At 62.8% G+C, this 25,840-nt stretch carries 26 protein-coding genes; 14 read left to right on the top strand and 12 right to left on the bottom strand.

Translation table 11 applies throughout. The annotated features are described in order from the left end of the window. Positions 1–1,332, top strand: a 1,332-nt coding sequence (locus GOEFS_RS02070; protein ID WP_007316212.1) for an amidase, incomplete at its 5' end; no start/stop codon positions are given. A gap of 13 nt (positions 1,333–1,345) precedes the next feature. Beyond that, entirely contained in the window at positions 1,346–1,930 is a 585-nt protein-coding gene (locus tag GOEFS_RS02065) for a TetR/AcrR family transcriptional regulator (protein WP_007316211.1), read from the top strand. A gap of 65 nt (positions 1,931–1,995) precedes the next feature. On the opposite strand, the gene GOEFS_RS02060 is transcribed toward GOEFS_RS02065, so the two are convergent. After that, positions 1,996–3,495 (bottom strand): SpoIID/LytB domain-containing protein, encoded by a 1,500-nt coding sequence (locus tag GOEFS_RS02060; protein WP_007316210.1) that lies wholly within the window; start codon positions 3,493–3,495, stop codon positions 1,996–1,998. Between the two features lie 149 nt (positions 3,496–3,644). Next, on the bottom strand, positions 3,645–5,543 hold the full coding sequence (locus GOEFS_RS02055; RefSeq protein WP_040524303.1) for an acyl-CoA dehydrogenase family protein: 1,899 nt from the start codon (positions 5,541–5,543) through the stop codon (positions 3,645–3,647). Positions 5,544–5,658: 115 nt separating this feature from the next. Here GOEFS_RS02055 and GOEFS_RS02050 point away from each other — a divergent pair, with 115 nt between their 5' ends. Then, the gene (locus GOEFS_RS02050; protein WP_007316208.1) at positions 5,659–6,291 is read left to right on the top strand and encodes a TetR/AcrR family transcriptional regulator; all 633 of its coding nucleotides are present in this window, start codon (positions 5,659–5,661) and stop codon (positions 6,289–6,291) included. Here GOEFS_RS02050 and GOEFS_RS02045 read toward each other — a convergent pair. Genes GOEFS_RS02045 through GOEFS_RS02035 form a run of 3 tightly spaced genes read right to left on the bottom strand, consistent with a single transcriptional unit; the run spans position 6,274 to position 8,691 of the window. Next, complete coding sequence (locus GOEFS_RS02045) at positions 6,274–7,131, bottom strand: Cof-type HAD-IIB family hydrolase (protein WP_007316207.1); 858 nt, start codon at positions 7,129–7,131, stop codon at positions 6,274–6,276. The genes GOEFS_RS02050 and GOEFS_RS02045 overlap by 18 nt on opposite strands. Next, positions 7,128–7,901 carry a lysophospholipid acyltransferase family protein gene (locus GOEFS_RS02040; RefSeq protein ID WP_007316206.1) on the bottom strand — a complete coding sequence of 258 codons (774 nt, stop codon included), beginning with the start codon at positions 7,899–7,901 and terminating at the stop codon, positions 7,128–7,130. The genes GOEFS_RS02045 and GOEFS_RS02040 overlap by 4 nt, the downstream gene beginning before the upstream one ends. Before the next feature lie 7 nt (positions 7,902–7,908). Then, a complete protein-coding gene (locus GOEFS_RS02035; protein WP_007316205.1) occupies positions 7,909–8,691 on the bottom strand; it encodes a lysophospholipid acyltransferase family protein in 783 nt (260 codons plus the stop codon). A gap of 72 nt (positions 8,692–8,763) precedes the next feature. Between GOEFS_RS02035 and GOEFS_RS02030 the strand changes: the two genes are divergently transcribed. After that, positions 8,764–10,359 carry a Rieske 2Fe-2S domain-containing protein gene (locus tag GOEFS_RS02030; protein WP_007316204.1) on the top strand — a complete coding sequence of 532 codons (1,596 nt, stop codon included), beginning with the start codon at positions 8,764–8,766 and terminating at the stop codon, positions 10,357–10,359. Positions 10,360–10,383: 24 nt separating this feature from the next. Here GOEFS_RS02030 and GOEFS_RS02025 read toward each other — a convergent pair whose 3' ends face one another. Together GOEFS_RS02025 and GOEFS_RS02020 are read right to left on the bottom strand one after the other, a co-directional pair. Continuing rightward, positions 10,384–11,073, bottom strand: coding sequence for a dienelactone hydrolase family protein (locus tag GOEFS_RS02025; protein ID WP_007316203.1), 690 nt, complete (start codon positions 11,071–11,073; stop codon positions 10,384–10,386). Positions 11,074–11,115: 42 nt separating this feature from the next. Next, positions 11,116–11,739: a TetR/AcrR family transcriptional regulator gene (locus tag GOEFS_RS02020; protein WP_007316202.1), complete on the bottom strand. Its 624-nt coding sequence runs from the start codon at positions 11,737–11,739 to the stop codon at positions 11,116–11,118. 283 nt (positions 11,740–12,022) lie between these two features. Here GOEFS_RS02020 and GOEFS_RS02015 point away from each other — a divergent pair, with 283 nt between their 5' ends. Then, the gene (locus tag GOEFS_RS02015; RefSeq protein WP_245549747.1) at positions 12,023–13,117 is read left to right on the top strand and encodes a poly(ethylene terephthalate) hydrolase family protein; all 1,095 of its coding nucleotides are present in this window, start codon (positions 12,023–12,025) and stop codon (positions 13,115–13,117) included. A gap of 20 nt (positions 13,118–13,137) precedes the next feature. Then, positions 13,138–13,536: an SRPBCC family protein gene (locus tag GOEFS_RS02010; protein WP_040524300.1), complete on the top strand. Its 399-nt coding sequence runs from the start codon at positions 13,138–13,140 to the stop codon at positions 13,534–13,536. 5 nt (positions 13,537–13,541) lie between these two features. Here the strand turns inward: GOEFS_RS02010 and GOEFS_RS02005 are convergent, their stop codons facing one another. Continuing rightward, positions 13,542–14,180, bottom strand: coding sequence for a carboxymuconolactone decarboxylase family protein (locus GOEFS_RS02005; protein ID WP_007316199.1), 639 nt, complete (start codon positions 14,178–14,180; stop codon positions 13,542–13,544). Then, positions 14,180–14,746: a VOC family protein gene (locus GOEFS_RS02000; RefSeq protein ID WP_007316198.1), complete on the bottom strand. Its 567-nt coding sequence runs from the start codon at positions 14,744–14,746 to the stop codon at positions 14,180–14,182. The genes GOEFS_RS02005 and GOEFS_RS02000 overlap by 1 nt, the downstream gene beginning before the upstream one ends. Positions 14,747–14,809: 63 nt before the next feature. Between GOEFS_RS02000 and GOEFS_RS01995 the strand changes: the two genes are divergently transcribed. The 7 genes from GOEFS_RS01995 (at position 14,810) to GOEFS_RS01965 (ending at position 22,006) form a co-directional block, all read left to right on the top strand. Further along, a complete protein-coding gene (locus tag GOEFS_RS01995; protein ID WP_245549746.1) occupies positions 14,810–15,409 on the top strand; it encodes a TetR/AcrR family transcriptional regulator in 600 nt (199 codons plus the stop codon). 97 nt (positions 15,410–15,506) lie between these two features. Then, complete coding sequence (locus GOEFS_RS01990; protein WP_007316196.1) at positions 15,507–16,691, top strand: acyl-CoA dehydrogenase family protein; 1,185 nt, start codon at positions 15,507–15,509, stop codon at positions 16,689–16,691. Next, positions 16,682–18,028, top strand: a complete 1,347-nt coding sequence (locus GOEFS_RS01985; protein ID WP_007316195.1) for a phosphotransferase family protein — start codon at positions 16,682–16,684, stop codon at positions 18,026–18,028. Before GOEFS_RS01990 ends, GOEFS_RS01985 begins: the two co-directional genes overlap by 10 nt. Positions 18,029–18,168: 140 nt before the next feature. Further along, positions 18,169–18,624: a hypothetical protein gene (locus GOEFS_RS23360; RefSeq protein ID WP_170323118.1), complete on the top strand. Its 456-nt coding sequence runs from the start codon at positions 18,169–18,171 to the stop codon at positions 18,622–18,624. Between the two features lie 11 nt (positions 18,625–18,635). Next, positions 18,636–19,058 (top strand): PaaI family thioesterase, encoded by a 423-nt coding sequence (locus GOEFS_RS01975; RefSeq protein ID WP_007316193.1) that lies wholly within the window; start codon positions 18,636–18,638, stop codon positions 19,056–19,058. A gap of 137 nt (positions 19,059–19,195) precedes the next feature. Continuing rightward, on the top strand, positions 19,196–20,197 hold the full coding sequence (locus GOEFS_RS01970; protein WP_007316192.1) for a type IV toxin-antitoxin system AbiEi family antitoxin domain-containing protein: 1,002 nt from the start codon (positions 19,196–19,198) through the stop codon (positions 20,195–20,197). A 126-nt stretch (positions 20,198–20,323) separates the two neighbouring features. Continuing rightward, entirely contained in the window at positions 20,324–22,006 is a 1,683-nt protein-coding gene (locus tag GOEFS_RS01965) for a tetratricopeptide repeat protein (RefSeq protein ID WP_007316191.1), read from the top strand. On the opposite strand, the gene GOEFS_RS01960 is transcribed toward GOEFS_RS01965, so the two are convergent. The 3 genes from GOEFS_RS01960 to serS are packed head-to-tail and all read right to left on the bottom strand — an operon-like array spanning position 22,003 to position 24,626. Then, positions 22,003–22,839, bottom strand: coding sequence for a hypothetical protein (locus tag GOEFS_RS01960; RefSeq protein WP_007316190.1), 837 nt, complete (start codon positions 22,837–22,839; stop codon positions 22,003–22,005). The two genes, GOEFS_RS01965 and GOEFS_RS01960, sit on opposite strands and share 4 nt — an antisense overlap. Before the next feature lie 12 nt (positions 22,840–22,851). Continuing rightward, positions 22,852–23,373, bottom strand: a complete 522-nt coding sequence (locus GOEFS_RS22270; protein ID WP_007316189.1) for a hypothetical protein — start codon at positions 23,371–23,373, stop codon at positions 22,852–22,854. Beyond that, positions 23,370–24,626, bottom strand: a complete 1,257-nt coding sequence (serS, locus tag GOEFS_RS01950; RefSeq protein WP_007316188.1) for a serine--tRNA ligase — start codon at positions 24,624–24,626, stop codon at positions 23,370–23,372. Before serS ends, GOEFS_RS22270 begins: the two co-directional genes overlap by 4 nt. A 100-nt stretch (positions 24,627–24,726) precedes the next feature. Here serS and GOEFS_RS01945 point away from each other — a divergent pair, with 100 nt between their 5' ends. After that, positions 24,727–25,839: a septum formation family protein gene (locus tag GOEFS_RS01945; protein ID WP_007316187.1), complete on the top strand. Its 1,113-nt coding sequence runs from the start codon at positions 24,727–24,729 to the stop codon at positions 25,837–25,839. The last annotated feature ends 1 nt before the right edge of the window (position 25,840 follow it).

Genomic DNA, 25,840 nt, shown 5'->3' with positions numbered 1-25,840 from the left:
AACGAAGTGTCCCCCGAAGAGATTCACGACGCCGCCATCGCACGTTGTCGTAGCGTGGCCGAGCTTCACGCCTTCACTCCAGCCAGCTTGGACCCAGCCGCGGTCCTCCCCTCTCAGCAGGGGTTTTTCACCTCGGTACCCACTGCGGTCAAAGACATGGTGCGAATCGCCGGAATGCCCACTACTCAAGGCAGCGACGCCTGGCGCCCGACGCCAGCGAGGAAAGATGGCCCGTTTGTTCGCCATTTCCGCGCGCTCGGATTTTCCATCCTCGGCACCAGCCGCATGTCGGAGTTCGGATTCCTGCCGACCACCGAACACCCCCGCCTCGGAGCGGTGCCCAATCCATGGAATACCGCACTCACCGCGGGCGGGTCCTCATCGGGCGCGGCGGCACTTGTGGCCAGCGGCGCACTGCCCCTGGCTCATGCGGTCGACGGTGGTGGCTCGATCCGCATTCCCGCCGCGTGCACCGGGCTGTACGGTCTCAAACCGACCCGGAGGCGTTTGCCCCTCGACTCCGATCTCCGACACACGCCGATACAGATCGCCCAAAATGGCGTGCTCACTCGCAGCGTGCGAGACACCGCAGCCTTCTACCGCGAAATGGAGAAGACTTACCGGCCCCGGCGTCTCCGCCCGATCGGCGATATCACTGGGCCTTCGGCTCGACGGCTACGAATCGCGGTCTGCACCGCGTCGCCTACCGGTGATGCCAGCCCTGAAGTGCGGAACCACATTCACGAGGTGGCCGCCGCGCTTTCTCACTTCGGACATCACGTCGATACGCTCGATGAACTCGCACTCCCGCCGACTCTGGAAGGCGACTTCCTGGCATTCTGGTCGCTCGCCGCATTTCTCTTCACCACAACGGGGCGGCGCCGCTACGACACCAGCTTTGACCCGGGCCGGCTCGATCCATTCACCATCTGGCTTGCCGAAAAGGGCAAAGGCAACCTGCGACATTCGCCGATCGTGACCGCGCGTCTTCGCCGCGCTCGACAGTGGACCACAAAGATCTACAACGACTACGACGTGCTTCTCACGCCAACCCTCGCAGCATCTCCACCGCAGATCGGCCATCTTGACCCGTACACCGTGCCACCGGAAGATCTGCTCGAACGGGTGACGGCGTGGGTCCGCTATACCCCACTTCAGAACATCACCGGCGAACCCTCGATGTCCATCCCGACTGGTCGAAGCGCCGACGGTGGACACATTGGTAGTCTGATTTCCGCTGCGCACGGCGACGACGCCACGCTGCTTCACCTGGCCTACGAACTCGACAGAATTTACCCATGGCATCCACCGCTCCCCACGTCGAAGCGCTAGGTCGACGGTAGCCATGGGCTTGACCGCTGATGGCCACAAGGAACGTCTCCTCGTCGCGCTCGCCGACGCCATTAGAGACAAAGGACTTCGTGATGTTCAGATCAGCGATGTTGTGGCTCGAGCGGGCGCTTCTCGTCGGACGTTCTACCGTTGCTTCGCCGACAAAGATGCCGCTGTCATCGCCCTGGCCGAGCGGGTCTTCGGACAGTCTGTCGAATACGTTGCTTCGGCCATCGATCCCGCGAGACCGCCGGCGGACCAATGCGACTCGGCGATCGACGCGTTCTTCGAATACGTCGCGGCAGACCCGAGGCTCATCTATGCCATCCGCACTGAACTACCAATAATTGGGGTTGCTGGACTACGCGCCCAACGCGACAGCGTCCTAGAGTTCGCGACTCTTCTAATCGATCGTCTAAATCTATCCGAGAGCGCCGATCCCCGGATTCGCCGGCTTCGCCCCGACGATCCACTTCCGGTCATGCTTATCTCTGGTCTCGATGGCGCCCTCACGCAAGCCATCGAGCGTGGCACGCCCATTCGTGAACTCGCTCCATCCGCTAAGGCACTATTTCGCGCCGCGCTCGCACTTGGCTAACCATATCGATGGTCGAGTGCCGAGGAGCGCCAGCGACGAGGTGTATCGAGACCCCCAAACATCCTCTACCGCAACGCATCCCGCTTCGGGAAGCCCTTAACCGGCAATCCGCCCGCCGCCTTGTACCGCTCAAATCCCTTGCCGGCCAACACATGTGCACCAGTCTTCTGACTGAACAGCATCATGCCCTTTTCGAAGAGCTGGGTTACTCCCGCGCCGTCGGGGGTCAGCGTCGGCAGACCGAGCGCCTTCCCGAGCGGCCCGAGCAATCCGCCGAGTTCCATATACCGCCCGGCGAAAATACTCTGCGCCGACGTCAGCAATGTATTCGCGAGGCTGCCCAGATCGACGCTGCCGAAGCTCCCCGGCGACGACGGTCCGGTCGGCGGCTTGACGATCTTGGGTCGCGCCGTCTGCCCCTTGACCGCGAACCACGCGGACTTCAACTGAAGCAGCGTCCGAGCCTGCTCGCCGGTCACCTCTTTGGTGCCGCCGCTGCCTACCGCGCGAACCTTGATCGCTCGACCATCCTCCGGCCCCAGACCGTTGGCCTCGATGACTTCAAAACTGCGCAACGCCCCGACGCCGAACGTCGAGCCAATACTTCCCGCACTCACTGTCGCGGTCCAATTGTGTACCGGCGCAATGGAATCACCCTCGTCAACGACGGCCGGGAAGTTTCCGCCAGCGGTGTAGCCACCGGTTGACGCAGAGAATTCGGTAAAGGCCGGCTTCCCGCCGGCCAGCCGAATCTGACCCGCGGTCGCGTCAGCAGCCCTATTCGTCCGAGGGTCCTCACCGGCTACCGCACCGTAGACCTGCGAGTTCTGAGTGTCGTCGATCTTCTTGCCGCCGGCGATCGCGGCAAGTGCGTAGGTGCGGGCGGCCACGGCCTGCGCCTTGAGCGCTTCCATGCCGCCCTGATCGCCCCAACCGGGAGAACTCTCCTTGGGGATGACGCCCTTGACATAGTCATCGACGTTGAGTTTGTTGACGACCTTGCCGCCGTCGAGACCCAACGCACCGCGATAGGCGGTGCCCGATCCGCACATCTTGAGAAATTCGTTGGCGGGGCGGCTCGGAGCCATATTCACCGGCTCGACGAACTGAGCACCCACGGTGCGCACAACCGCACCGCCGCAGCCATTGGTAATAGTGGCGCTCGCCCCGGACAGGCTAACGGCCTGTCCGGGAGCAACCGGTTGGCCGCCTACCCGCATCCCGGCGTCCGCACGGACATTGACCGATCCCTGCTTGGTGAGAGTCACCGAGACATCGGGTTTGTCCGCCTTCCCCGCGGTGGTGCCGCCGTAGTAGTGGCTCAAAATCTGCGCAGCCGACCAGCCCTTCTTCGCATAGCCGAACGCGCCCCACTGTCCCATCCCGCGACCGTGTCCGTGACCATGCCCGATGAGCGTGATCTCCGATCCGGCGGAGAGCGTGACCGGTCCCGAATCGGTCGACGTGCCCGCGATCATGACTCCTCCGATGACGAGCGCTGGTGCGAGCCCGAGGGCGGCGAACGAGACCGTCCGCTTGTTTCGAGTTCCGATGCGCCGTGCCATGAAGGTCCTCCACTATCGCGAGTCCGTTACCTATGGGACTCGTGTGACTGATGAGACCTCTGTGACTGTAGTGAAAGTCGGTCAGCCACAACAACCCGAGGAGGTCACAGTTGCGTTGCGACCATCTCGGGTGTCGATTGAGCAGGTAGTTACGCCTTCATCTCGTAGCGGTCGGCCAGACCACGGACGGCGGCCAGGATCTTCTCGGCGCGGTCGGCGTCCTCGGCCGGTCGCCGTACCAGGCCCAGCGCGAGGTTTTGCTGGGTGCGATCGGCGCTCGGCTTTCCATACAAACTCACCGCGTGCTTCGAGAAGCCCCGGACGAACGTGTCGAAGATGTGATCGATGACGAAGTCGGCGGTCCCGTCGCTCGCCGCCTGTTCCAGGATCAACTGCGCATACGGGAGCATCGTGAACATCTCGCCGATAGCGAACAGGAAGTCGACGTCGGCTTGTTGTTCCGACGTCGGCGGGGCGGCGGCAACCAATGCCTGCAGCCCGATGGCTTGTTCGGTGAACACCGCGACATTGGGGACATGCGAGAACTTCCCGAATACCGCACGCCAATCGGCGAAGCGGATCCGGCCCAGGCCCTTACTCGGCCCCTGGCGGAACAGGAACTCGTCGTCGGCGTTGTCGCGACGTCGCGGCACCGTCGGCACCTGCGCGGATTTGAACTCACGACGCAGCGCGGGCACTACCGCACTGACCGGCTCGGTCACCCGACGACCGACCCAGTCGAGCACCGTCGACGCCGTGCGCACCACACCCGTGGGAGCGGCGTCGGGAACGAAGCGCAGACCGGCAAGAGCGGCATCGGATGGGTCGAAGAGGAAGTTGGGCAGGAACTTCATCGCCAGCGCCAAATTGACGTGGACGGTTCCCTCCAGCCGTGGCAAGCCGAACATCGCTGGCAGTGCCATCGCGAAGTAGGTGTCATTCTCGAATCCGCGCGCCGCGATCACATCGGAGAGGTCTTCGTAGATCTTTTGGCCGGCACGGGTGACGGACATCTTCTCGATCGCACTGAAGAGCAGGTAGCGGCGATCTTCCGGATTCGCCGATCGCATGTAGTCGACGGCCCGCTCGCTGTAGAGCTGCATAGCGGTCAGCCGGGCGTAGCTATCCGACAGAAGGCCGGCGACCTGCGGGAACTCGGTAACCCGATGCCCAAAGAGCTGGCGGTTCTCCGCGTGCGTCACCGCTTCGTAGATCGCGTGTTCGCAGGCACCGATCGCGCCGAATCCGAGGTTGAACTTCCCGACGTTCACGGTGTTCATCGCGGCGTCGAAGGCGGCCCGACCGGTGTGCAACACATCGTCGGCGGTCACCGGGTAGTCCTGCAGGCCGAAGGCCGCTACATACATCTGCGCGTCGACGACATTCTTGTGCAGCTTGTAGGCCTTGTGACCGCTGTCCGCGGCGAAGAACATATACCCGCTGTATTCGTCGTCGCTCAGTTTGCGGGCAAAATCCGCGGAGTCGATGACCGGCCGGTCGGCACGGCGTCCGAATACCGACACCATCGCGGCCTTATTGCCATTGCCGATGTAGTACTTCTCGCCGGTGGCCCGAAAGCCGTCGCCATCGGGCGAGAGAATCATGTCGGTGGAGTAGATGTCGGCGCCGTGCGCCTGCTCCGACAGCCCGAACGCGAAGATCTCGCCCGAATCCAGCGCCGCGGCGGCCTTCGCCTTCGCCGCTTCGTTGGCGCTCTGCCAGATCGGCCCCAGCCCGAGAATCGTGACCTGCCAGACGTACCAGTACTGCATGCTGTAGAAGCCGAGGATGCGCGACATCATCGCGATACGTGAAGTGTCCCAACGCTTATCAGGATCTCCGGCGGCCTGCGCCTGCGGCGTCAGAAAGGTCGCGAACACCTTCTCGCGCTTCACGAAGTCCAGGAAGTCCTGGTACCAGATTCGGTCTCTGTTGTCAGCGAGCAACCGTTGCTTGCCCAGGCCTTCGAAGTAGTCGACGGTCGCTCGCAGGATCCGCTGGGTCGCGGCATCGAACTCGTCGAAGGTAGCGGTATTCGGATTGAACATCAGGTCGGTCACAGGATTCCCCTTTTTCGGCCGGCTGCGCGTACGCGCGCCCTACGCGCAGAAATCTACACATGTGTAGGAAAAATATCTACACGCACGTAGGTACTGTGTCTCCATGACCGCAGAGCCCACCACGCGTACAAGGCAGCGCGCCGAGCATCTTGGGCCTGAGCGGCGTCGACCGCAGATTCTCGACGCCGCCCTTCAGATCGCAGTCGCCGAGGGCGTTGCCGCGGTCACCATTGCCTCGGTGGCCGAACGGATCGACGTCACCCGCCCGGTGGTCTATGGCTGCTTCACCAGTCGAGTGGAGTTGATCGCCGAGTTGGTCCGCAACGAAGAGGCGATGCTCTGGTCCAGCCTCACCGAAGTGCTGCAAGCGCGTGCGGTCGACGCCGACGAGTCGGTCTTCGTCGAAGGATTCCGCGCCCTGCTGCACACCGTGGACGCGCGTCCCGACGGCTGGCGGTTGCTCTACGGCAACCCCGATCCGGCCGTCGCCACCTACTTCGGACGCGGACGCCAGGCCGCACTGGAACGGTGCACCGAACTCCTCCGCCCGACGTTGCGGGCCTGGGGCGTCGACGATGCCGAGCTGAAACTTCCCGCGCTGGTTGAACTTTGGGTCTCGGCAAGCGAAGGAGCGGTACGCGCGCTACTCGCTGACGATCGATGGACCCCCGACACCCTCGGCGCATTTATCGGGCAACGGGTCTACCGCGCGATGCGCCTAGAACCAGCGCCGTAACACCTGCGCGACGCCGTCGGCCACATTCGTACCGGTCACCTCGTCCGCCGCCGCCAATGCCGCCGCGTGCCCATGCCCCATGGCGACACCGTGCGTCGCCCAACGCAGCATCTCGACGTCGTTCGGCATGTCGCCGAAGGCGATCACAGCGTCGGTCGGCAGGTTGGCCAGCCGCGCCAGCTTCTCCAATCCAGCGGCCTTATGCGTTGCGGGAACAGACAATTCGACGAGCCCGTTGTCGGTGGAGAACGTCACCTCGGCAAGGTCGGAGACCGCCGGCGCCAACCGTGCCGCGATCTCACTACTGGGCATTTCTGATTGGCGCACAAGGAGTTTCACCGACGGTGCGTCGTAAACCTCGTGATCGTCGACGATGATGTGGTCGGGATTGAGCCATGCGTGCCGGTACCCGGCGGACGCGACGAATGGCGGCGTCGCGGCGTCATACGCCGATTCGCCCGCGCGTTCGGCCGCCAAGCCAGCGCCAGGCACCAGTTCGACGGCGAGCGCACCCAGCTTCGCCAATACCGCCGGCTCCAACGTCGCCGACGACAGCACTCGATCAGCTTCGACGTCGTAGACGATCGCGCCGTTGGCGCAGACGGCGTACCGAACAACCGGAGGCCCCGCGTCATCGACGTCGAACTGGTCGGTCACCTCGCCGATCCAGCGCGGCGGCCGCCCGGTCGCCAGCACCACTTCGGCTCCGGCCGCTCGCGCCCGGCGCAGCACCGCCTGAGTAGTCGCGGTCACGACATTCGCGTCGTCGATCAGAGTCCCGTCGACGTCGGAGGCGATGAGAGTGGGCGGGCCGAACTGGCCCGTGACAACCGAACTCACCGAGATTTGCCTTCCCGTTTCGCCGCGCGTGCGGCTGCCTTTTCCGCCGCTTCGGCATCTTCGATAACCTTGGCCGCCGCCGGCGTCGGGGCGCTGCCACCCAGCCGCGCGGGCACCCAGAATTCACCTGCTGGATGAGGACCGTAGCCATCCTGCACCTCGTGCAAAATCTCCGTCATCGTCTCGCGCAGCGCTTCGGTCGCGACTTCCGGGTCGCCGTCGAGGGGAATAGTGATCGGTGTCCCGAATCGAACGGCGACCGGAATGCGCGCGCGGCCCATCTTTCGGGGTCCGCCTTTGGTCCACTGCCGCTGGGCACCCCAGACGATCGTCGGAATGACCGGCACACCGGCCTCCATCGCCATCCGGACCGCGCCGGACTTGAATTCCTTAAGTTCGAAACTCCGACTGATCGTTGCCTCGGGATATACCGCCACCAATTCGCCGTTGCGCAGCGCGGCGACAGCACGTTCGTAGGCGTCATGGCCCGCCGAACGATCAACCGGAACCGTACCGGTGTGGTTGACAAGAAAACGCATGATCGCGATGTCCATCACCTCGGACTTGATGAGGAAGCGCGTCCGACGCCCAGCGCGGTAGACGCCGAGCGCCATCGTCAAGAAGTCGAAGTAGCCGGTGTGGTTGACTGCGAGTACCGCGCCACCGGGCAGCGGCGGGATGTTTTCCAGGCCAACATAGGTGCGCCGAACCCCCTGTACCCGCACGAGCGTGCCGGCAATTCCTTCGAGGACTCGGTACACCGGTTCCATCTGCGACCTACTTATCCTCGCCCGACGCTTTGCGTTCGGCTCGCTTGGCTGCTTTCTCGGCCTGCTCGGCCTCGTCCATCGCGTTGGCCTCGGCCAGCGTCGGCGCACCGCCGCCCAGCCGTGCGGGCACCCAGAATTCGCCTTCGGGGTACGGACCGTATAACTCGACGTATTGGTCCTGCAGTTCATGCAGCTTGGCAGTCATAACATCGTGAAGTTTTTCGGTGATCTGCTCCGCGGTCCCAATGGGCTCGATGGGATCGGCGACGCCGATCATCACCTTGTAGCCATGTCGCCCAAGCTTTTTGGGGTGGCCTTTGGTCCAGATGCGCTGGGCGCCCCAGATCACCGTCGGGATGATCGGTGCGCCCGACTCCAGTGCCATCCGCGCGGCACCGGACTTGAAGCCTTTGATTTCGAAACTACGGCTGATCGTGGCTTCCGGATAGACGCCGACGAATTCGCCTTTCTTCAAGTATTCGACGGCGGACTTGTAACTCTCCGCACCAGCACTCCGATCGACCGGAATATGCCGCAACGAGCGCATGATCGGGCCGGAGAGATTGTTGTCGAACACCTCTTTCTTCGCCATGAAGCGGACCTTGCGCTTGCCCTGCAGGAATGCGGGGATTCCAGCGAGAGTGAAGTCGAGATAGCCGGTGTGATTGATCGCGATGACGCCGGGGCCGTCGGCGGGCACATGCTCAACGCCGGAAATCTTGAACTTGACGCCCTGGGCGAGCCATAGAGTGCGGGCAACGCCGATGACCGTGTCGTAGACGGGTTCCATGCGCACGAGCTTAGCCCGAGGCCAAGCCGTACCCTGGTAGGCGGTTCACAGCCCGATCAGGAAGGCCGAGAGTTGCAGATCACCAGCGTCGGACACGCGGGGTTTCATATCCAGACCGCAGCGGGGTCCATTCTCTGCGACCCCTGGGTCAATCCCACCTACTTCGCCTCGTGGGTGCCGTTCCCGGATAACACCGAGCTCGATTGGGACGCTCTTGGCGACTGCGACTACCTCTACGTCTCGCATCTGCATCGCGATCACTTCGACGCCAAGAATCTGACCGAACACGTCAACAAGAACGCGACGGTTCTGCTCCCCGACTATCCCGTTCCCGACCTCAAACGCGAACTGGAAAAGCTCGGATTCCACAAGTTCGTGGAGACCGAGGATTCGGTGAAGACCACGGTCAGCAATGACAAAGGTTCGCTCGATGTGATGATCATCGCGCTGCGCGCACCGGCCGACGGCCCGATCGGCGACAGCGGCCTGATCGTCTCCGACGGCGAGACCGTCTGTTTCAACATGAACGATGCCCGGCCGGTCGACCTCGACGTCATCGAAGAATCCTTCGGCCACATCGACATTCATCTGCTTCAGTACTCCGGTGCCATCTGGTACCCGATGGTCTACGACATTCCGCGCCGCTCGAAGGCCAATTTCGCCGCGCAGAAGCGACAGCGCGGGATGGACCGTGCTCGTTCGTATATCGAGCAGGTCGGCGCGACGTGGGTTGTCCCGTCGGCTGGTCCGCCGATGTTCCTCGACCCGGAGCTGTTCTCGCTCAACGACATTCCCGACGCCGACGGCAAGCCCGACGAAACGTCGATCTTCCCGGACCAGGAAACCTTCCTGGAGCAGATGAAGATTCACGGCACGGACGACGGCGAGAAGCATCGCGGGCTCATGATGATCTCCGGTTCAACCGTCGATCTCACCGGCTCGACGCTCAACGAGTTGTCCCACCCGTTCCCGCCGGACGAGATCTGGAAGGACAAGGGCGCCTATCTCGCCCGGATGGCCGAGAAGTTCGCGCCGATTATCGCTGCGGACAAGGCCACCTGGGCTCCCGCGCAGGGCGAACCACTGCTAGAACCGCTGCGTGCCAAATTCGAGCCAATAATGAAGCAGTCCGACCTGATCTGCGACGGTATCGGCTATCCGGTCGGCATAGTGCTGGGCGGCAAGGATGACCCCGACGCCGAGGTCGTAGTCCTCGATTTCCCGAATCGCGTTGTGCGCGAACCGAAAGACGGCGACGGCAAATACCGCTACGGCTTCCGGATCGCTCCCGAGCTGGTTCGCACGGTACTCCGCGACGACGAACCCGACTGGGTCAACACCATCTTCCTATCGACCCGGTTCACCACGTGGCGCATCGGCGGCTACAACGAATACCTCTACACCTTCTTCAAATGCCTCACCGACGAGCGCATCGCCTATGCCGACGGCTGGTTCTCCGAAGCGCACGACGACTCGGCGTCGATCGAGAAGGACGGCTGGACACTTCAGCGTCGTTGCCCGCACCTCAAAGCTGACCTGTCGAAATTCGGCGTCATCGAGGGCGAGAAGCTGACCTGTAATCTGCACGGCTGGCAGTGGGATCTGAACAGTGGCCGTTGCCTAACGTCGAAAGGCCACGAACTGCGCGCGGAACGCACCAGCTCGTAGCCCTTCAAGATCTGACGAATTGGGTTAGGCCATGTGGGCGTCGAAGAACGCGAAGATGCGACTCCACGCGTCGTCGGTAGCCTCGGCGTTGTAGCCAAGTCCGGTCACTCGGATCAGCGGCTCGACCGGAGTCACGTTGGCGAACGAATGCGTCGCACCGGCATAGGTTTTGATGTCGTGATCGATGCCATGCTTGTCGAGCGCGTTCTCCAGCCGCTTGTGTGAACCGATATTCGCCGGGTCGAGCTGGCCGAAACTTGCGACGACGGGGCAGGCACCCTTGAGGATCTTGTCGTAGCTAGCCAGTGTCGATGGGTAGAACGGCGCAGATGCGTCGAACCCCTGCGGCGAAGCCAACAATGCGAAACCACCGCCCATGCAGAAGCCCACGACGGCAACTTTGCCGTTGCAATTCTCTTGCGCGAGAAGGTAATCCCGAGCGGCGAGGATATCCCGCACCGCACGACCGCCCTTGCCGAGAAGCAGCGATCGCATGATGTCGGGTATGCAGCGGACTCGACCGCGCGAGAACAGATTGGGGGCAAGCGCCAGGTAGCCCTTTTCGGCGAGCATTCGGGCATTGTTTTCGGCATCTACGCCGACGCCCAGGATGTCGTGAATGAGGACGATGCCTCCCCACGGTCCCGGTGTTTGAGGAGTTTCCAGAACCGCCTTGATGGGGCCGTCGGCGGTGGAAAGTTCGATATCAGCCATGTGACCACTGTCTCAGACGGGGTGGGGGTGTGCAATAGCCGACTAGACGAGTGCCAATACAAATTGGACCAGAACGTCGCAGAAGTCCTCGGGTCGACCGAACCGCTTCGATTGAGTCCACTGTTCCATCATCGCGCTCAATGCCCCGACGACGCCGGTGGTTGCCACCGCCCAGCCACCACGCGGTTGGTAGTCCGGCCCCAGGCTGCGCGTCATCTGGGCCTGAATGAGATCGCGCCACACCTTGCGATCGGCCAGCCGCCGTTTCTCCATCGCCTCGCTGACGCCAACCACGGCGACGAATGAGATCGCGGCTCGACGTCTGTCCTCACCCACATAGCCGATATAGGCCGTGAAGGCAGCCCTCGCCACTGTCTCCATATCCGCGCCATCAAGGCCAGCCAACGCCTCGACAACCGCGGCCCGACCCTGCGTCTGCACACGCTCATAGACCGCGACCAACAACTCTTCCCGGTCGGCGAACTCTTGATAGAAATGCGCTCTGGCCAGCTTGGCATGCGAACAGATCGACGACACCGAGGTCTTGCCGAATCCCTCGGCGGAAAACACTGCCAGACCCGCATCGATGAGCAGCGTACGACGATGATCCCGACGATCTTCGACAGCGATTCCGCCGTATGTCCGTTGCTTTTTTTCAGACGCCACGCTGTGTCAACGTAGTCGCTCCGATGACTAATCGCATAGATAGGCAGTGCAGCAGATCCCGCGACACCGGCGGTGACGCTGGGGAGTGACGCCGCCGGTGTCGCGAAACCGGTGAGATGTCCGCCCCCCGATGGTGCATCGGACTTCCACAATATTAGACATGCGTGTCTAACTATTCAAGATTCCGGACATTATTGTTCAAAAAGCTCCGCGAGGTTCATCGAGGTTGTACCTTCACCCTTTAGTTAGACACAGATGTTCAACAATTGGATGGAGTCGCGAGATGCGATATCGACCTGCCAGCGGCCGTTCGGCCCGACTGGCTATCGCAGTAATGACCTGCTTGGCCGTGCTCGTCCTAGTTACCACGACCGCGCATGCGGCTCCCTCGTCGCGATACAGCCCCGATCCGAACACTCCGCCGAATAGCACCGGGCCAGGCGGCGTCTGGCCGAAGACAGTTCAGGGAAATATCCACCGCATGTTCACCGCGGCTGGCCCCCATGCGGTCAAGCGGTCCCAGAATCTGCATCCATGCGGCGAAGATGTCTACGGCGTCGTCCAGAAGTTCGGATTCTGGCTGGCCGGCGGCAACGACGGCGAGAAGATGCGCTGCACCAGCGCGTTTCCGCACGGTCTGGAATCCCCGTTTGGGATGATGTACTACTACCCGGCGGATCTGAAGACGATGGCACCCGCGCCAGTCATCGTGTGGCTGCCCGGACTCGACGGAGACGCTGGCCAATATGACCAACTCGCCGAACTCTGGGCGAGCCGAGGGTTCGTCGTCGCAATCCCATATAACTTCGTAAATTCGTTCCCCACCGATGACCTGTGGGGAGCCCAAGCGTTGCTTACCGAGACCGCACGAGTGGGCTCACCGCTCTATCGCAAGGTCGACCTCGGCAAGACCATTCTCGGTGGTCACTCCGGTGGTGCCGGCGCCACCTTCTGGGGTGCCAGCTATCTTCCACCGAACACTCGACTCCTCAGCCCCGCATTGAAGATTATCGGTGCGCTGAGTGTGGCAACGGGAATTAACGCACCGACCGGGCTGGCGATAACCGTGCCGACACTGACGATCACCGGCAACCTCGACATCATCACGCCCGATTTTCTCTGGCCGCGCTGGATCGATCACAAGACGATCTTTCAGGCGCCCGCCTACATCGCGACGTCGATCAACGGAACTCATTTCGCGGTTAACTCCGCTTTGCCCAACAATCCCGTCGCTGGACTTTCGATGGCGTGGTTGGAACATCTAGTCGGTGGCCACCGCGATGCTGACCGCGTATTCGTCGGTCGACGCTGGGAGCTACCGAAAGACGCGAGCTTCATCGCGGTGGAACGTAATGCGTTGGCCGACCGCCTGAGGTGATCGGAACTACACTCGCCGCCATGCGCAGTCGCCATCTCAGCGTCGTCATCGCGGCATCACCCGAATCCGTATACGACTATGCGGCCGACCCCGACAATCTGCGGCACTGGGCTGCTGGTCTGGCGTCGAGCGAGGTAACGCGTCGCGGTGACGCGCTACTCGTCGAGTCGCCGATGGGCACTGTCATCGTGCGGTTCGTTCCGCATAACGACCTCGGCGTGTTCGACCACGACGTCACGCTCCCAACGGGTGAGACCGTGCACAATCCGGTGCGGGTGTTGCCGCATCCCGACGGTGCGGAGGTGGTATTCACCGTCCGACAGCGTGATATGTCCGACGAGGAATTCGAGCGTGATTGCGCGACGGTGACAGCCGACCTCAACCGACTTCGCCAAATCCTCGTTGACTCAGCCGAATAGCAGACTTACTCGCCAGACAGATCGGCCGATAGATCTCGAACCTGGACGCCGTCGGCCAGTTTGACCTCTTCGATCGGCTCTGGCCGGTCATCGTATTCCAGTCGCAACGCCCTGCTCATGGTGGCGTGCATGTCGTATAGCGTTGTCACATAAGTTAATTCGAGGATTTCTTCGTCCGATAGGTGACGCTTCAGGACGTCGAAGATGGCGTCTGGCACGCGGCCGCCGTCATAGACGAGTCCATCGGTGTAGGCCAGCACGGCCCGCTCAAGTTCGTTGAACGCGTCGCTGATCTGCCAATGCGGGAGCGCTTCGATCTTCTCCTCCGCCATGCCAAGCGATCGCATCTGCTTGCAGTGTTGGGAGTAGACGAATTGACTGCCCCTGGCATAACCGGCGCGCCCCTGCCCGAGCTCGCGAAGCAGGGGGTCGAGTTTCACCCCGCGGTACACCTTGAACCCGGCCACGGCGTGTCGAAAGACGTTGGGAGAACCCGCGAATACGGTCCACCAATCGCCCGGAGTGCCGTGTACGGTGCCATGATCGACCGCCGGATCACGGTCGGGACCGAAGAGTCGATCGTAGAAGAAGAGAATTCGCTCGTCGGTGACTTCAGCGCGCGGGATTTCGCGTAAGCGTGGCATTACCGGGCCACGGATACTTTACGATCAGCGGCCGTGCGCGGCTCGTGAACTACGTCGGCTTCGGTGAATGTCTTTGTCCAGCAGGCAAATTCGAGAAGCGCGCCGTCGGGATCCTGGAAGTAGAACGACCGCACGAAGGTACCCTCATGCGGATCACGGGAGATGCCCATCGGCGAGTCGTCGTGGTTGAGGACGTGGCTGACCTTGATGCCTTCCTCCTTGAACTTGGCGTAGTACTCGTCGAACTTCTCCGGCGGCACCGCGAAGGCGACGTGATTCATCGAGCCGGTCGCGCTGTTAAGTTCGCCTTCGTCGGGTAGCCCGGCCGGCGCCGAGACGCCTGGTACGCCGTCGGGAGCGTCGGCGAGCCAGAAGAAGGCGATGGTGTTGCCGTTACCGCAATCGAAGAAGAAATGTTGGCCCATATCGTTGGGCAGCTCGATCGTCTTGATCAGCGGCATGCCAAGGACCCCGGAGTAAAAGTCGATGGTGCGCTTCATATCCGCGCACACCAGCGCCAGGTGATTAACCCCGCGCAGGTCGTATTTCTCATTCGTGCTCATCATCAGCCCTTCCGATAGAAATTAGATGACTTGACAGTCATGTCATGTTCTTGGGAAAGTGTGCTGGTGACTGCGAGTTCTGTCAACACCCCCCTGACTCCTCGGGGCCGCAAGACGCGAGAGTCGGTGCTGAGCGCCGCGCGGATTGTCTTCGAGGACGTCGGCTTTCTCGACGCACGGGTGGAACTCATCGCCGCCCGCGCCGGGGTCTCCTACGGCACCTTCTACCGCTACTTCGAGTCGAAAGAGGATGTCTTCTTCCAACTCAGCAACCAGCTCTTCGACGACATCCACAGCCGCGAGCCAACGGGCACCTCAACCCCGCGCGAAAAACTGGTCGCGTCGAACCGCGCCTATTACGAAGCCTACCAACGTAATTCGGGTTTCATGGCGATAGTCGAGCAGGTGGCGACATTCAACGCCGAGTTCCGCGCGCTCCGGCACCAGCATCGCGAACTACTGACCGGCCGAACCGCCGCGGCGATCGCGCGCTGGCAACGTGACGGACTCGCGAATCCCGATATCGACCCCACGCTCGCCGCGCGAACCATGTCGGCAATGGTCGATCACACCCTCTACCTCTGGTTGGTTCAAGGCGAGGAAGCCGATAAGGAAGCACTACTGGCCACCATCGACCAAATGTGTGTGGGAGCCCTAGGACTATGAGCCCGAATATGTCTCGGTCGGCCGACCACATCACTTCCCGTGAACCCGCGGCAACCGCGCCGCTTCGTCAGTATTTCAGCCGGAAGGATCCCACCGCGTGACCGCTCTGACTCCCAGCACCGATCTCGATGACTTGACCACTCGAATGCGGGCATTCATCAACGACGAGGTGATCCCGGCCGAACCCAGGCTGATCCACGAAGAGCACAGCGACGCAATCACTCTCGACGGTCTGCGCCGCCGCGCCAAAGACCTGGGACTGTGGGCACTGGGCCATCCCGCCGACGTTGGCGGCGGTGGGCTTCCGTTCCTTGACTTCGTCTACCTCAACGAGATCATCGGGCGCTCGGAATTTGGCCAGCTCGCCGTCGGGTCGGTGTCGATGCAAGACACCCTGATGTTTTACAAACACGGCACCCCAGAGCAGAAGCAACGATGGATCCCCCCGATGGTGGCCGGCGACATCTTTCCCTCGGTCGGTCTGACCGAACCCGAAGTGGCTGGGTCGGACCCGACGCTGATCGCGACTCGCGCCGATCTCGACGGTGATACCTGGATCATCAACGGACACAAGTGGTTCACCACCGGTGCCGCACAGGCAGCGTATTGTTCGGTCTTCGCCCGTACCGAATCCGACGATGTGCCACGGCATTCGCGTGTGACAGCATTCATCGTCCCAACGGACACACCGGGTTTCGAGATCGTACGGTCCATCCCGACGATGGGCCACGATCCAAGCGACCACTACGAGATTAGACTGACCGACGTCCGTGTCCCGGCATCGAATATCCTCGGCGAGCGCGGCAAGGGCTTCATCGTCGCACAGGACCGGTTGGGCGCCGGACGCATCTTCCACGGCATGCGTTGGCTAGGTCAAGCTCAGCGCGCCTTCGAGTTGATGTGCGATCGGGCCAACACCCGATTCGCGCACGGCTCGCTCTTAGCGGAGAAAGGCGAAATCCATCGGTACATAGCCGAATCCGCCGCCGAGATCCACGCCGCCCGGCTGATGACCCTCGACGCCGCGCGTCAGATCGACTCCGGCGAAGACTTCCGAGTTCAGGTGGGACTCGTAAAATTCTGGTGCGCGCGAATGCTCCACAACGTGGTCGACCGCGCGATTCAGGTGCACGGCGCGCTCGGCCTAACCGCCGACACCCCACTGGAGCGGATGTACCGCCAAGCCCGCTACGCCCGCGTGTATGACGGACCAGACGAGGTGCACCGAATGTCGACAGCGCGCAGAATGCTCAAAGATCCTGAGGCAGTTCCGTGGCGGTAAGTTCCGAGCGCGTCGAACAAGCGTTGGCGACCGTCGGGATATCGGTAACGGTAACCGGCATCCATCGTCTGACCGCGGGAGCGAGCCGGGAGACCTTCCTGATCGACTATCGGTTACCCGACGACACCTCCGATCGGGCAGTACTGAGGCGCGACCCGCCCGGGCACGGCCAGGCAGATCGGATGCGCGCCGAAGCCGTTTGCCTTCGCGCTGCGCTCAAATCGAATGTCCCTGTGCCGCAGGTGCTGTGCTCGGGTGACGATGCGCCAGGTATCGACGCGCCTTTCCTCATCATGGACTACGTCGCCGGAGAAACGTTGCCACGCAAGCTACAACGCGACCCGGAACTGGCCGCGATCCGTCCGCGACTGGCGGCAGAGTTCGGTCGGATCCTCGGACGACTACATCGAACTCCCTTGTCGGGCTTAGAAATTCTCGACGACAGCGATCCGCTGGAAGCACTGGAGGCCACGTTCCGCGCACAAGGTCAGGACAACCCGACGGTGGAGATCGGCTTCCGTTGGTTGCGGCACAACCAGCCAAATTCTCGACCAATAACCTTGGTACACGGCGACTTTCGGGTCGGCAACCTAATCATCGACGCCAACGGTGTGCAGGCGGTGCTCGACTGGGAGCTATGCCATCTGGGCAATCCGATCGAAGATCTGGGCTGGCTGTGCGTACCCGCGTGGCGGTTCGGCGGGCAAGCCCCGGTTGGCGGCCTCGGCGAACGGGACGCGTTGCTGGACGGCTACGAACAGGAGGCGGGCTGGCGGCCATCGGATGAGGAACTGGGTTGGTGGGAGATCTTCGGGACGTTGAAGTGGTTGGTACTGAGCATCTTTCAGTCCCAGCGACATCTATCGGGCGCGGAACACTCGCTCGAACTGGCGGCAATCGGCCGCCGAGTCTGCGAGTTTGAGTACGACCTGCTCGATTCATTGGGGATGATCGACGACGTGGCTGCTGCTGGACCTGCGGTCCGAGCCGGCGCTGGCGCCTATCGCCGCCCGTCGTTGAGCGAAATCCTTGAATTGGTCGCCGAAACGATTACCGACACCGGCCCTGCTCTGGCCGACGACGCACATCAGCGGCATCAACTACGGATCGCGGCAAACCTGCTCCGGATCGCAGGACGCGAAGTCGACGCGGGCACTGCTGGTGCAGGCGAGCTGGCGACGGCATTGGCATCGGCCGATTGTGAAACCGAAGCCCAACTGGCCGAATCGATTCGGACCGAGACGTTGGATTGGGCCGACCCGACCGTGCAACGCGCGGTGGCGGCGACCGTGGTGTTGCGGCTGCGGGTGAGTAATCCACGGCGCCTGGGGGCTTAGTCAAACGAACGACAGCGCACTCGCCTGGGTATCGAAGTCTGGGTGACAATGCACGGACGTTCGCTACCGGCTCGCCGCTCAATACGGCTGCCACCCGCGTTCTCGCGGCGTTGACCCCGATCTGCTTCATTCTGATCATCGTGTTCGGCGCTCTGACGTTCGCCACTGTCACACCGCACTCGAGCGGCGATGAGTCGACTCTGAATGGCTGGGGTAGCTGGACCCATCAGGGCGTGGGGTTGGAACTGTACAACCAGGCATATGCCTTGGCGCTGCCCGCGGTCTTGCCGTCGCTGCTGATTCTCGGCTTACCGCTATTGCTGTCGATTCTCATCATGTGCAACGTTGGCCGACGACCGCTGTTCATCACCAACGCGGTGTTCGCGTCGCTCGCGTGTTTAGTGGCGCTCTGGTTAGTGCTGGATCCGAGCGACATGGTCGTGACATTCAGTACCGAGCCCGCCGGGTATATCGACTCGCACTACAACTTCGCCGCCGGGCCGTCGGCGATCCTCAACCTGCTGGCCTGCCTGGTTGTGTTGGTCTCTTCGGTGGTCGGCGCGGTCCTGGCGCGACGGCATTACCCCCAGCGGTAACGTCTATCCCTGTGAGTCTGGATGAGTTGCGCGCATTGATCGCCACTGGCGAACCGTCGAGCGGGGCCGCCCAGACCTTGCAGTACCGCACCGTCGATGCCGGGCCGGGCTGGGCGATCGTCGAAATGGAACCCCGCGCCGATCTACACGGCAACATCGGCGGCAACGTGCAAGGTGGCGTAATCGCCGCGGCTATCGATTCCGCACTCGGCTCAGCAGTCCGGACGGTCACCGACGACGGGCAGAATTTTGTCACCCTCGATCTGTCCTGCCGCTACATCCGGGCCATCAAGCCAGGGACGGGTACAGTGTCGATTCGCGCCGAAGTGGAACACGCCGGTCGCACCACCGCGACCGTCCGAGCGCAGGTCCACGACGGCGGTGGACGTCTGGTAGCCAGCGCGACCTCCACCCTGCTACTACTTTCCCGCTAGCGGCTCCCGCCTCCGCAAACCCCACCTCGTCCGCAAACCCCACCTTCTTCGCAAACCCCACTCCCCCGGACATCCCCGACCCACTTTTCGGGTCGGGAACGTCCGCGCGGGTCGGGTTTGCGGATAGGTGAAACCATTTGACCGGCCGTGTACGTCTAACGACCATGTATCCGTTTCCCATCGACGCCGACGGCTATATTCGACTTTCCAGCGCTCGCGCACTGGGCTTCGACGACCGGCAGTTCACCCGCGCAGAAGAACGCGGCGAGGTACTCCGAGTGGCGCCCGGGGTGTATGTGCTTCCTGCCGACCGACGCCCAGAAGCATTGCACCGCTTGAAAGTTCAGGCCGCGACGACGACTCCCGACGTCGCGATCTCACACACCTCGGCCGGCGTCGTACACGGCCTGGATATGCTTCATGCCGACCTCTCTCGGATCAACGTCACCTCCGCGACGACCGATCGCGGCTACAAGCGCAAGCACCGCTACATACACCCCGGCCCGCTAAAGTCGGCCGACGTCACACTTGTCGACGGAATCTGGACGACCTGCCTCGAGCGCACCGCCTTCGACGTCGCGCGGACATCGTCGAAAGGCTTTCCAGCCGCGCTGGCGGCACTCGATTCGGCGCTACGGATGGGCGCAGACGCACGCCGGATGTCGGAGTACGGCGGCGAGCCTCGTACCGGCGTCGGTGTCGCGAGAAGCGCTCTGCGTCATGCGAATCCGTTGTCGGAGAACGCGGGGGAGTCATGGGGCCGCGCGCAGATGATCGAGGGCGGCCTCGCCACCCCGCGACTTCAACGTCGGATCTTCGACAAGTCCGGAGACTTCATCGCGCGCACTGACTACGACTGGGCCGATGAGAACGGCGTCGTCCGATTGATCGGTGAGTTCGACGGTCTGGGCAAGTACTTGAAGTACCTCAAGCCGGGTGAGAAGCCGCAAGACGCGATCCGCCGCGAAAAGGTCCGTGAGGGACGGCTCCAAGATATGGGACTCGTTGTCGTGCGGTGGATCTACGATGATCTGTCCTCGGGCAGCGTCGTCCCACGACTGATCGCACAGATGCGCGCGCTGGGCTTGCGGACTCCGCAACCACCGGTCAACCCAGCAACGTTCCGGCGCACAGCGTAGCCCCACCTTGCCCGCAAACCCCACTCCCCCGGACATCCCCGACCCACTTTTCGGGTCGGGAACGTCCGCGCGGGTCGGGTTTGCGATCAGTCCGTAGCCACCGACGCCCGGGTTTACAATCGATGAGTGACTGGACCCGCCAGCGCGGATACCTATTACGACCTGGGGTCACATCATCGGTCCGTCGACACGACGTCACCGGATGCCCAGGTCTGGTTCAATCGTGGGCTTATCTGGTCGTACGCCTTCAATCACGACGAGGCGATCCGCTGTTTTGAGCGGGCGTTGGAATGCGATGCCGATCTGGGTTTGGCCCACTGGGGTATCGCATACGCCGTCGGGCCCAATTACAACAAAGCATGGGACGCTTTCGACCCCGACGACCTTGCCTACTCGCTACACCGAGCGCACACAGAACTCGACCTGGCCGAAGGCGCTCGCACCAACGCCGTTGAGCGCGAGCTGATTTCTGCTCTGCGACAACGATTTCCGACCGACGATCCAGCCGATGTCGAAGCACTGACAGCTGGACACAGCGCCTACGCCGACGCGATGGTCGTCCTAGCGGCAACGCACCCCGACGACCTCGACGTAGCGACACTGGCCGCCGACGCGCTTCTCAACGTGACGGCATGGCAGCTATGGGACGGCGCGACCGGTGAACCCGCTGCCGGCTCCCGCGTCGTCGAGGCCACCCGTATCCTCGATACCGTGCTGGGGTCGCCGGCCGGGCACACCCATCCCGGAGCGCTGCATCTCTATCTGCACGCGATGGAAATGTCTGCCACGCCGGAATCCGCGCTACGCGCCGCAGATCGACTTCGCGGATTGGTCCCCGACGCCGGTCATCTGCAGCATATGCCGAGCCATATCGACGTGCTATGCGGCAATTACCATGACTCGATCTCCGCCAATCTCCTTGCGGTACACGCAGATCGAAAGTTCGTGGCCCAGGAAGGCGCGGCCAACTTCTACACCCTCTACCGCGCGCATGATCTGCACTTCGTTGTCTATTCGGCGATGTTCGAGGCCAATTCCGCTGTCGCACTGGCCGCTGCGGAAGAATTGGCGCAGCAATTGACGCCGGAACTGCTTGCCATTACGTCCCCACCGATGGCCGATTGGCTGGAAGCCTTTGTGCCACTGGGTATTCACGTTCTGATCCGATTTGGTCGATGGCAGGAGCTGATCACTCAACCGACACCGACGGACCCCGATCTCTTCGCCACGACCGCGGCCACAGTGCATTACGGCCGCGGAATCGCCTATGCGGCAACCGGAGACCTACCCCGGGCGCGGGCAGAGCGTGAGGCGTTTGTCGATAGATACCAGCGCATTCCGCCGACTCGCTATCTGTTCAACAATTCCTGCCACGACATCCTCGCTATCGCGCGTTCGATGCTTGACGGCGAAATCGCCTATCGCGAGGGCAATTTCGATAAAGCGTTTGAAAACTTGCGTGCGGCAGTCGAATTGGACGATCAGCTACCTTACGACGAACCGTGGGGCTGGATGCAGCCGACGAGACACGCCTACGGAGCGCTGTTGTTAGAACAGGGACAGGTGGAACAAGCAGCGGCGGTCTATGCCGCGGACCTCGGCCTCGATCCGTCGGTGAACAGGTCCAACCACCATCCCAACAATGTGTGGAGCTTGCACGGATACCACGAATGCCTAGTGCGCCTGGGCCGGACGTCCGAAGCGGATCTCATTGGCAGACAACTACAATTAGCAAAGGCGCGCGCCGACGTCCCCATCGACGCGTCGTGTGCGTGCCGGCTCTCGACGACCGGCGGATGCTGCTCTTAGGTGGCAGCCGCCCCCGACACCGCGACCACCACTGCCCCAACGACCGCCGCGATGAACGCGATCACCGCCACCGCTCCCCAGCCGGCCCGCGTCGTATCGCCCAGCAACGCGATCCCTACGATTCCGGGAATCACCGTCTCCCCCACCACAAGTGCAGCGGCGGCACCGTTGACCGAACCGGTCTGCAAGGCAACAGTGAACAAGTAGAACCCACCGATGCCACCGACCAGAATCCCGTAGGCTGCCGGGTCACCAAGTATCTGCCCGACGTCGAGCGGATCGACACCGTCGAGGATGCGTACGGCGATCGCCATAAGACCGAATAGTGCGCCGGCACCTAGCCCAGCGATCACCGCTACGCGCGCACCCAGCCATCTCACCAGCGCGACACCGACCGCCAACACGACGATCCCTATGATCAGAACGCTCCAATGCATAACCGCGCCAACGGGTTTGTGCCCTTCGTCGCCCGCGGCCACACCGAGCAGGAGTAACGCGGCAACGACTACCCCAATGGCAGCCCAATCCCTCGGCCGTAATCGGGTGCCGAGGACGATAATGCCCAGCAACGCGGTCACGATGAGGTTGGCACTCATAATCGTCTGCGAGAGAAACAACGGGATGAGCCGCGCGGACACCAATGTCCCGACGAAGCCGAGACCGTCGAGCGCCATCCCCGCCAGATACGAGACGGTGAGGATCGCGGCCAGCGTGGACCGCAACGTCGGCGGCGACGCCAAATCGGAGACCTGCTGCGCGCCGCGCGCCTGCAACACCGACGCGGTGCCGTAGGCGAGCGCCGCCAGAACAGCGAAGAGTACTCCGACGATCATCGGGTCAACGTACTACGCCTCACCACGGCGCGAGCCCCGAAGAGCTAACCAGCCGGCGGTTGCCCCCATCACGATCAGCGCCGCGATCTCCGCGTATAGAACGGGTGTCACCAGAAATGGGCGCAACGTTCCGGCGTTGGAGCCGTACGACTCCGCTCCTACCATTGTGAGGAAGTCATCCAGAAGTATCTCGGGTCGGACGATAATCGCCGCGACTACCCCGGCCGCGACCACCGACGCCAGTGCTGCGACCGCCCCGACCGCTGTGCGCCAGATCGAAGACACATCCACCAGAGCCAGGACGGACGCGGCGCAGACCAATACCGCCGCGAGAACTGCGACCCACCCGACCGGGGTAATGGCGCCCGCAAGCATCGGACCGTAGTGATCGGCATGCTGTCCGACATATGTTGCCAAGCCGGTCCACGCGAACGGCATACCCAACTCGGTGAAGTCGATCCACTTCACCAGCGTGAGTCCGACCGCGACCGCCGAGGCGACCAGTCCGATGACCGCGACGATCCGGGTGCTCACGCCGGTGCCAGCACCTCGGTACCGACAAACCGGGCCAGCTCCTCCGGCAGTACCACGGTGCCGTCGGACTGCTGGTGATTCTCCAAAATCGCGACGATCCAGCGCGTCGTAGCCAGCGTGCCGTTAAGCGTCGCGGCGATCTGCGGCTTGCCGTCGTCGTCGCGGTAGCGGATGGCCAGGCGGCGGGCCTGGTAGGTCGTGCAGTTCGACGTCGAGGTGAGTTCCCGATACGTGTTCTGCGTCGGAAACCATGCCTCGCAATCGAATTTGCGCGCGGCCGAACTGCCCAGATCTCCGCCGGCGACGTCGATGACTCGATAGGGAACGTCGATCGCGGCCAGCATCTCCTTCTCCCAGTTGAGGAGTTTGAGATGTTCCGCGTCGGCGTCCTCCGGCTTGCAGTAGATGAAGCCCTCGACCTTGTCGAACTGATGCACGCGGATGATGCCGCGGGTGTCCTTGCCATAACTGCCCGCTTCGCGACGGAAGCAGCTCGACCAGCCCGCGTATCGCTTGGGGCCGGTCGACAGATCCAGGATCTCGTTCGAGTGATACCCGGCCAGCGGCACCTCCGAGGTTCCGACGAGATAGAGATCGTCGTCGGCCAGGTGGTAGATCTCGTCGGAGTGCGCGCCGAGGAATCCAGTTCCGGCCATGATCTCCGGCCGGACCAGCACCGGCGGAATCATCAACGTGAACCCGTTCGCGGTGGCCTTCGCCGCCGCCATATTCAGAAGGCCGAGCTGGAGCATCGCACCAAGCCCGGTGAGGAAATAGAACCGCGAGCCCGACACCTTGGCGCCGCGTTCCATGTCGAGCAGACCGAGGGCTTCGCCGATTTCCAGGTGATCGCGGGCATTGGGAATGTCGCGCGGTTCGCCGACATGCTCGAGCACCACAAAGTCGTCTTCACCGCCGGCCGGGGCGCCGTCCTGGACGATGTTGGAGATCGAACGCTGCGCCTGTTCGGCGGCGTCCTCCGCTTGGTTCTGTCGGGCAACCGCGGCTTTGACCTGCTCGGCGAGCTCTTTGCCCTTGGCCAACAGTGCGGCCTTCTCATCACCGCTACTCTTACCGACCTGCTTGCCCAGCGTTTTCTGCTCGGATCGCAATGCGTCCGCCTCGACGATGGACGATCGGCGCGTGGCATCGGCGTCGAGTAGGACGTCGACCAGTCCTGGGTCCTCGCCGCGAGTGCGTTGCGACTGCCGAACCAGATCGGGATTTTCGCGCAGAATCTTCAGGTCGATCACGGGATAAAGCCTACTGGTGAGCGCTTCGGCGGTGATATTCGACGTCGAGGTTGCGCGGCCTCTCCCGCTCGCGTACGCGCACCAGGCATGATGGAACGCGATGACTGACCAGAACACAGAGCAAAGTCCCGCGCCCTCGAGTGCGGCGCGCGTGCACGCGCACGTCCTCGAACACCCCGTGCGGGTGGTCCTGACCGGCGTCGTGATCGGTGCCATCGTTATGGCGATCACCGCGGTCTCCCTCGGCTGGTTCTCCGACGTCGGCGACGTCGGCGGTACCGATATCGGCGAAGGTGAACGACTCGCCCAGAACGCGTTTACGCAATCGGCCGCCGGTGACTGCCTGGACTGGGCCGAAGGAAAACCCGGCAGTCCGGCCAAAGTCGCATGTACAGCGAAACATCGATTCGAGGTCGCCGGTCCGATCGACGGAGCGGTCGTGCCGGGCGCCGAGTTCGGACCGAATGCGCAATGGCCGGGAGCGAAGCGATTCGCCGCTATTCGCGACGAACAGTGCCCCGTGATCGTCTCCGAATACCTGGGCGGAAAACTCGATCCCCAAGGCCGCTTCTCTGTCGGCCTGATGTTCCCGTCGCAGGCCCAGTGGGACAAGGGCGCCCGCGAACTGCGCTGCGGTCTCGAACAGCCGGGCAAAGACGGTACTCAGACACAGTTCACCGGCCAGGTCGCCAATCTCGACCAGTCCTTCGACTGGCCGCCGGGCACGTGCATCGGCATCGATCCGGCTACGCGCAAGCCGACGTCACTCCGAGTGAACTGCACCGAGCAACACGCGTTTCAAACCACCGGCATCGTCGACCTGGGCGCACGTTTCGGGCCGCGCCTATCTGGCAAACCGTGGCCCACTGTTGCCGAGCAGAACAAATTCCTCGAATCCATCTGCCCGGGCCAGACCAACAGGTTCCTCGGCGGGAAAGACAAATTCGACAAGACCACTCTGAACGTCCAGTGGTCCACCGTCAGTGAAGTCAGTTGGCTGGCCGGTAGCCGCCGGGTGCTGTGTTATGTCGGACTGCCCGACCGCGGCGGATTCGCGACCCTCGTCGGTGATGCCCGGTCGACCCTGCTCATCAACGGCAAACTGCCGGTACCGCCGCCGAAGGCTCCGCCGGGCCGCGCGCTGCCTACACCGGTGCCGATGCCGGGCGGCATCTCACCCAACCCGCAAGAAGTGCCGGCGCCCGCCGGCTAAG

The sequence above is a fragment of the Gordonia effusa NBRC 100432 genome (assembly GCF_000241305.1).
Taxonomy (GTDB): Bacteria; Actinomycetota; Actinomycetes; order Mycobacteriales; family Mycobacteriaceae; genus Gordonia; species Gordonia effusa.
This window is presented reverse-complemented; position numbering and strand designations above follow the sequence as displayed.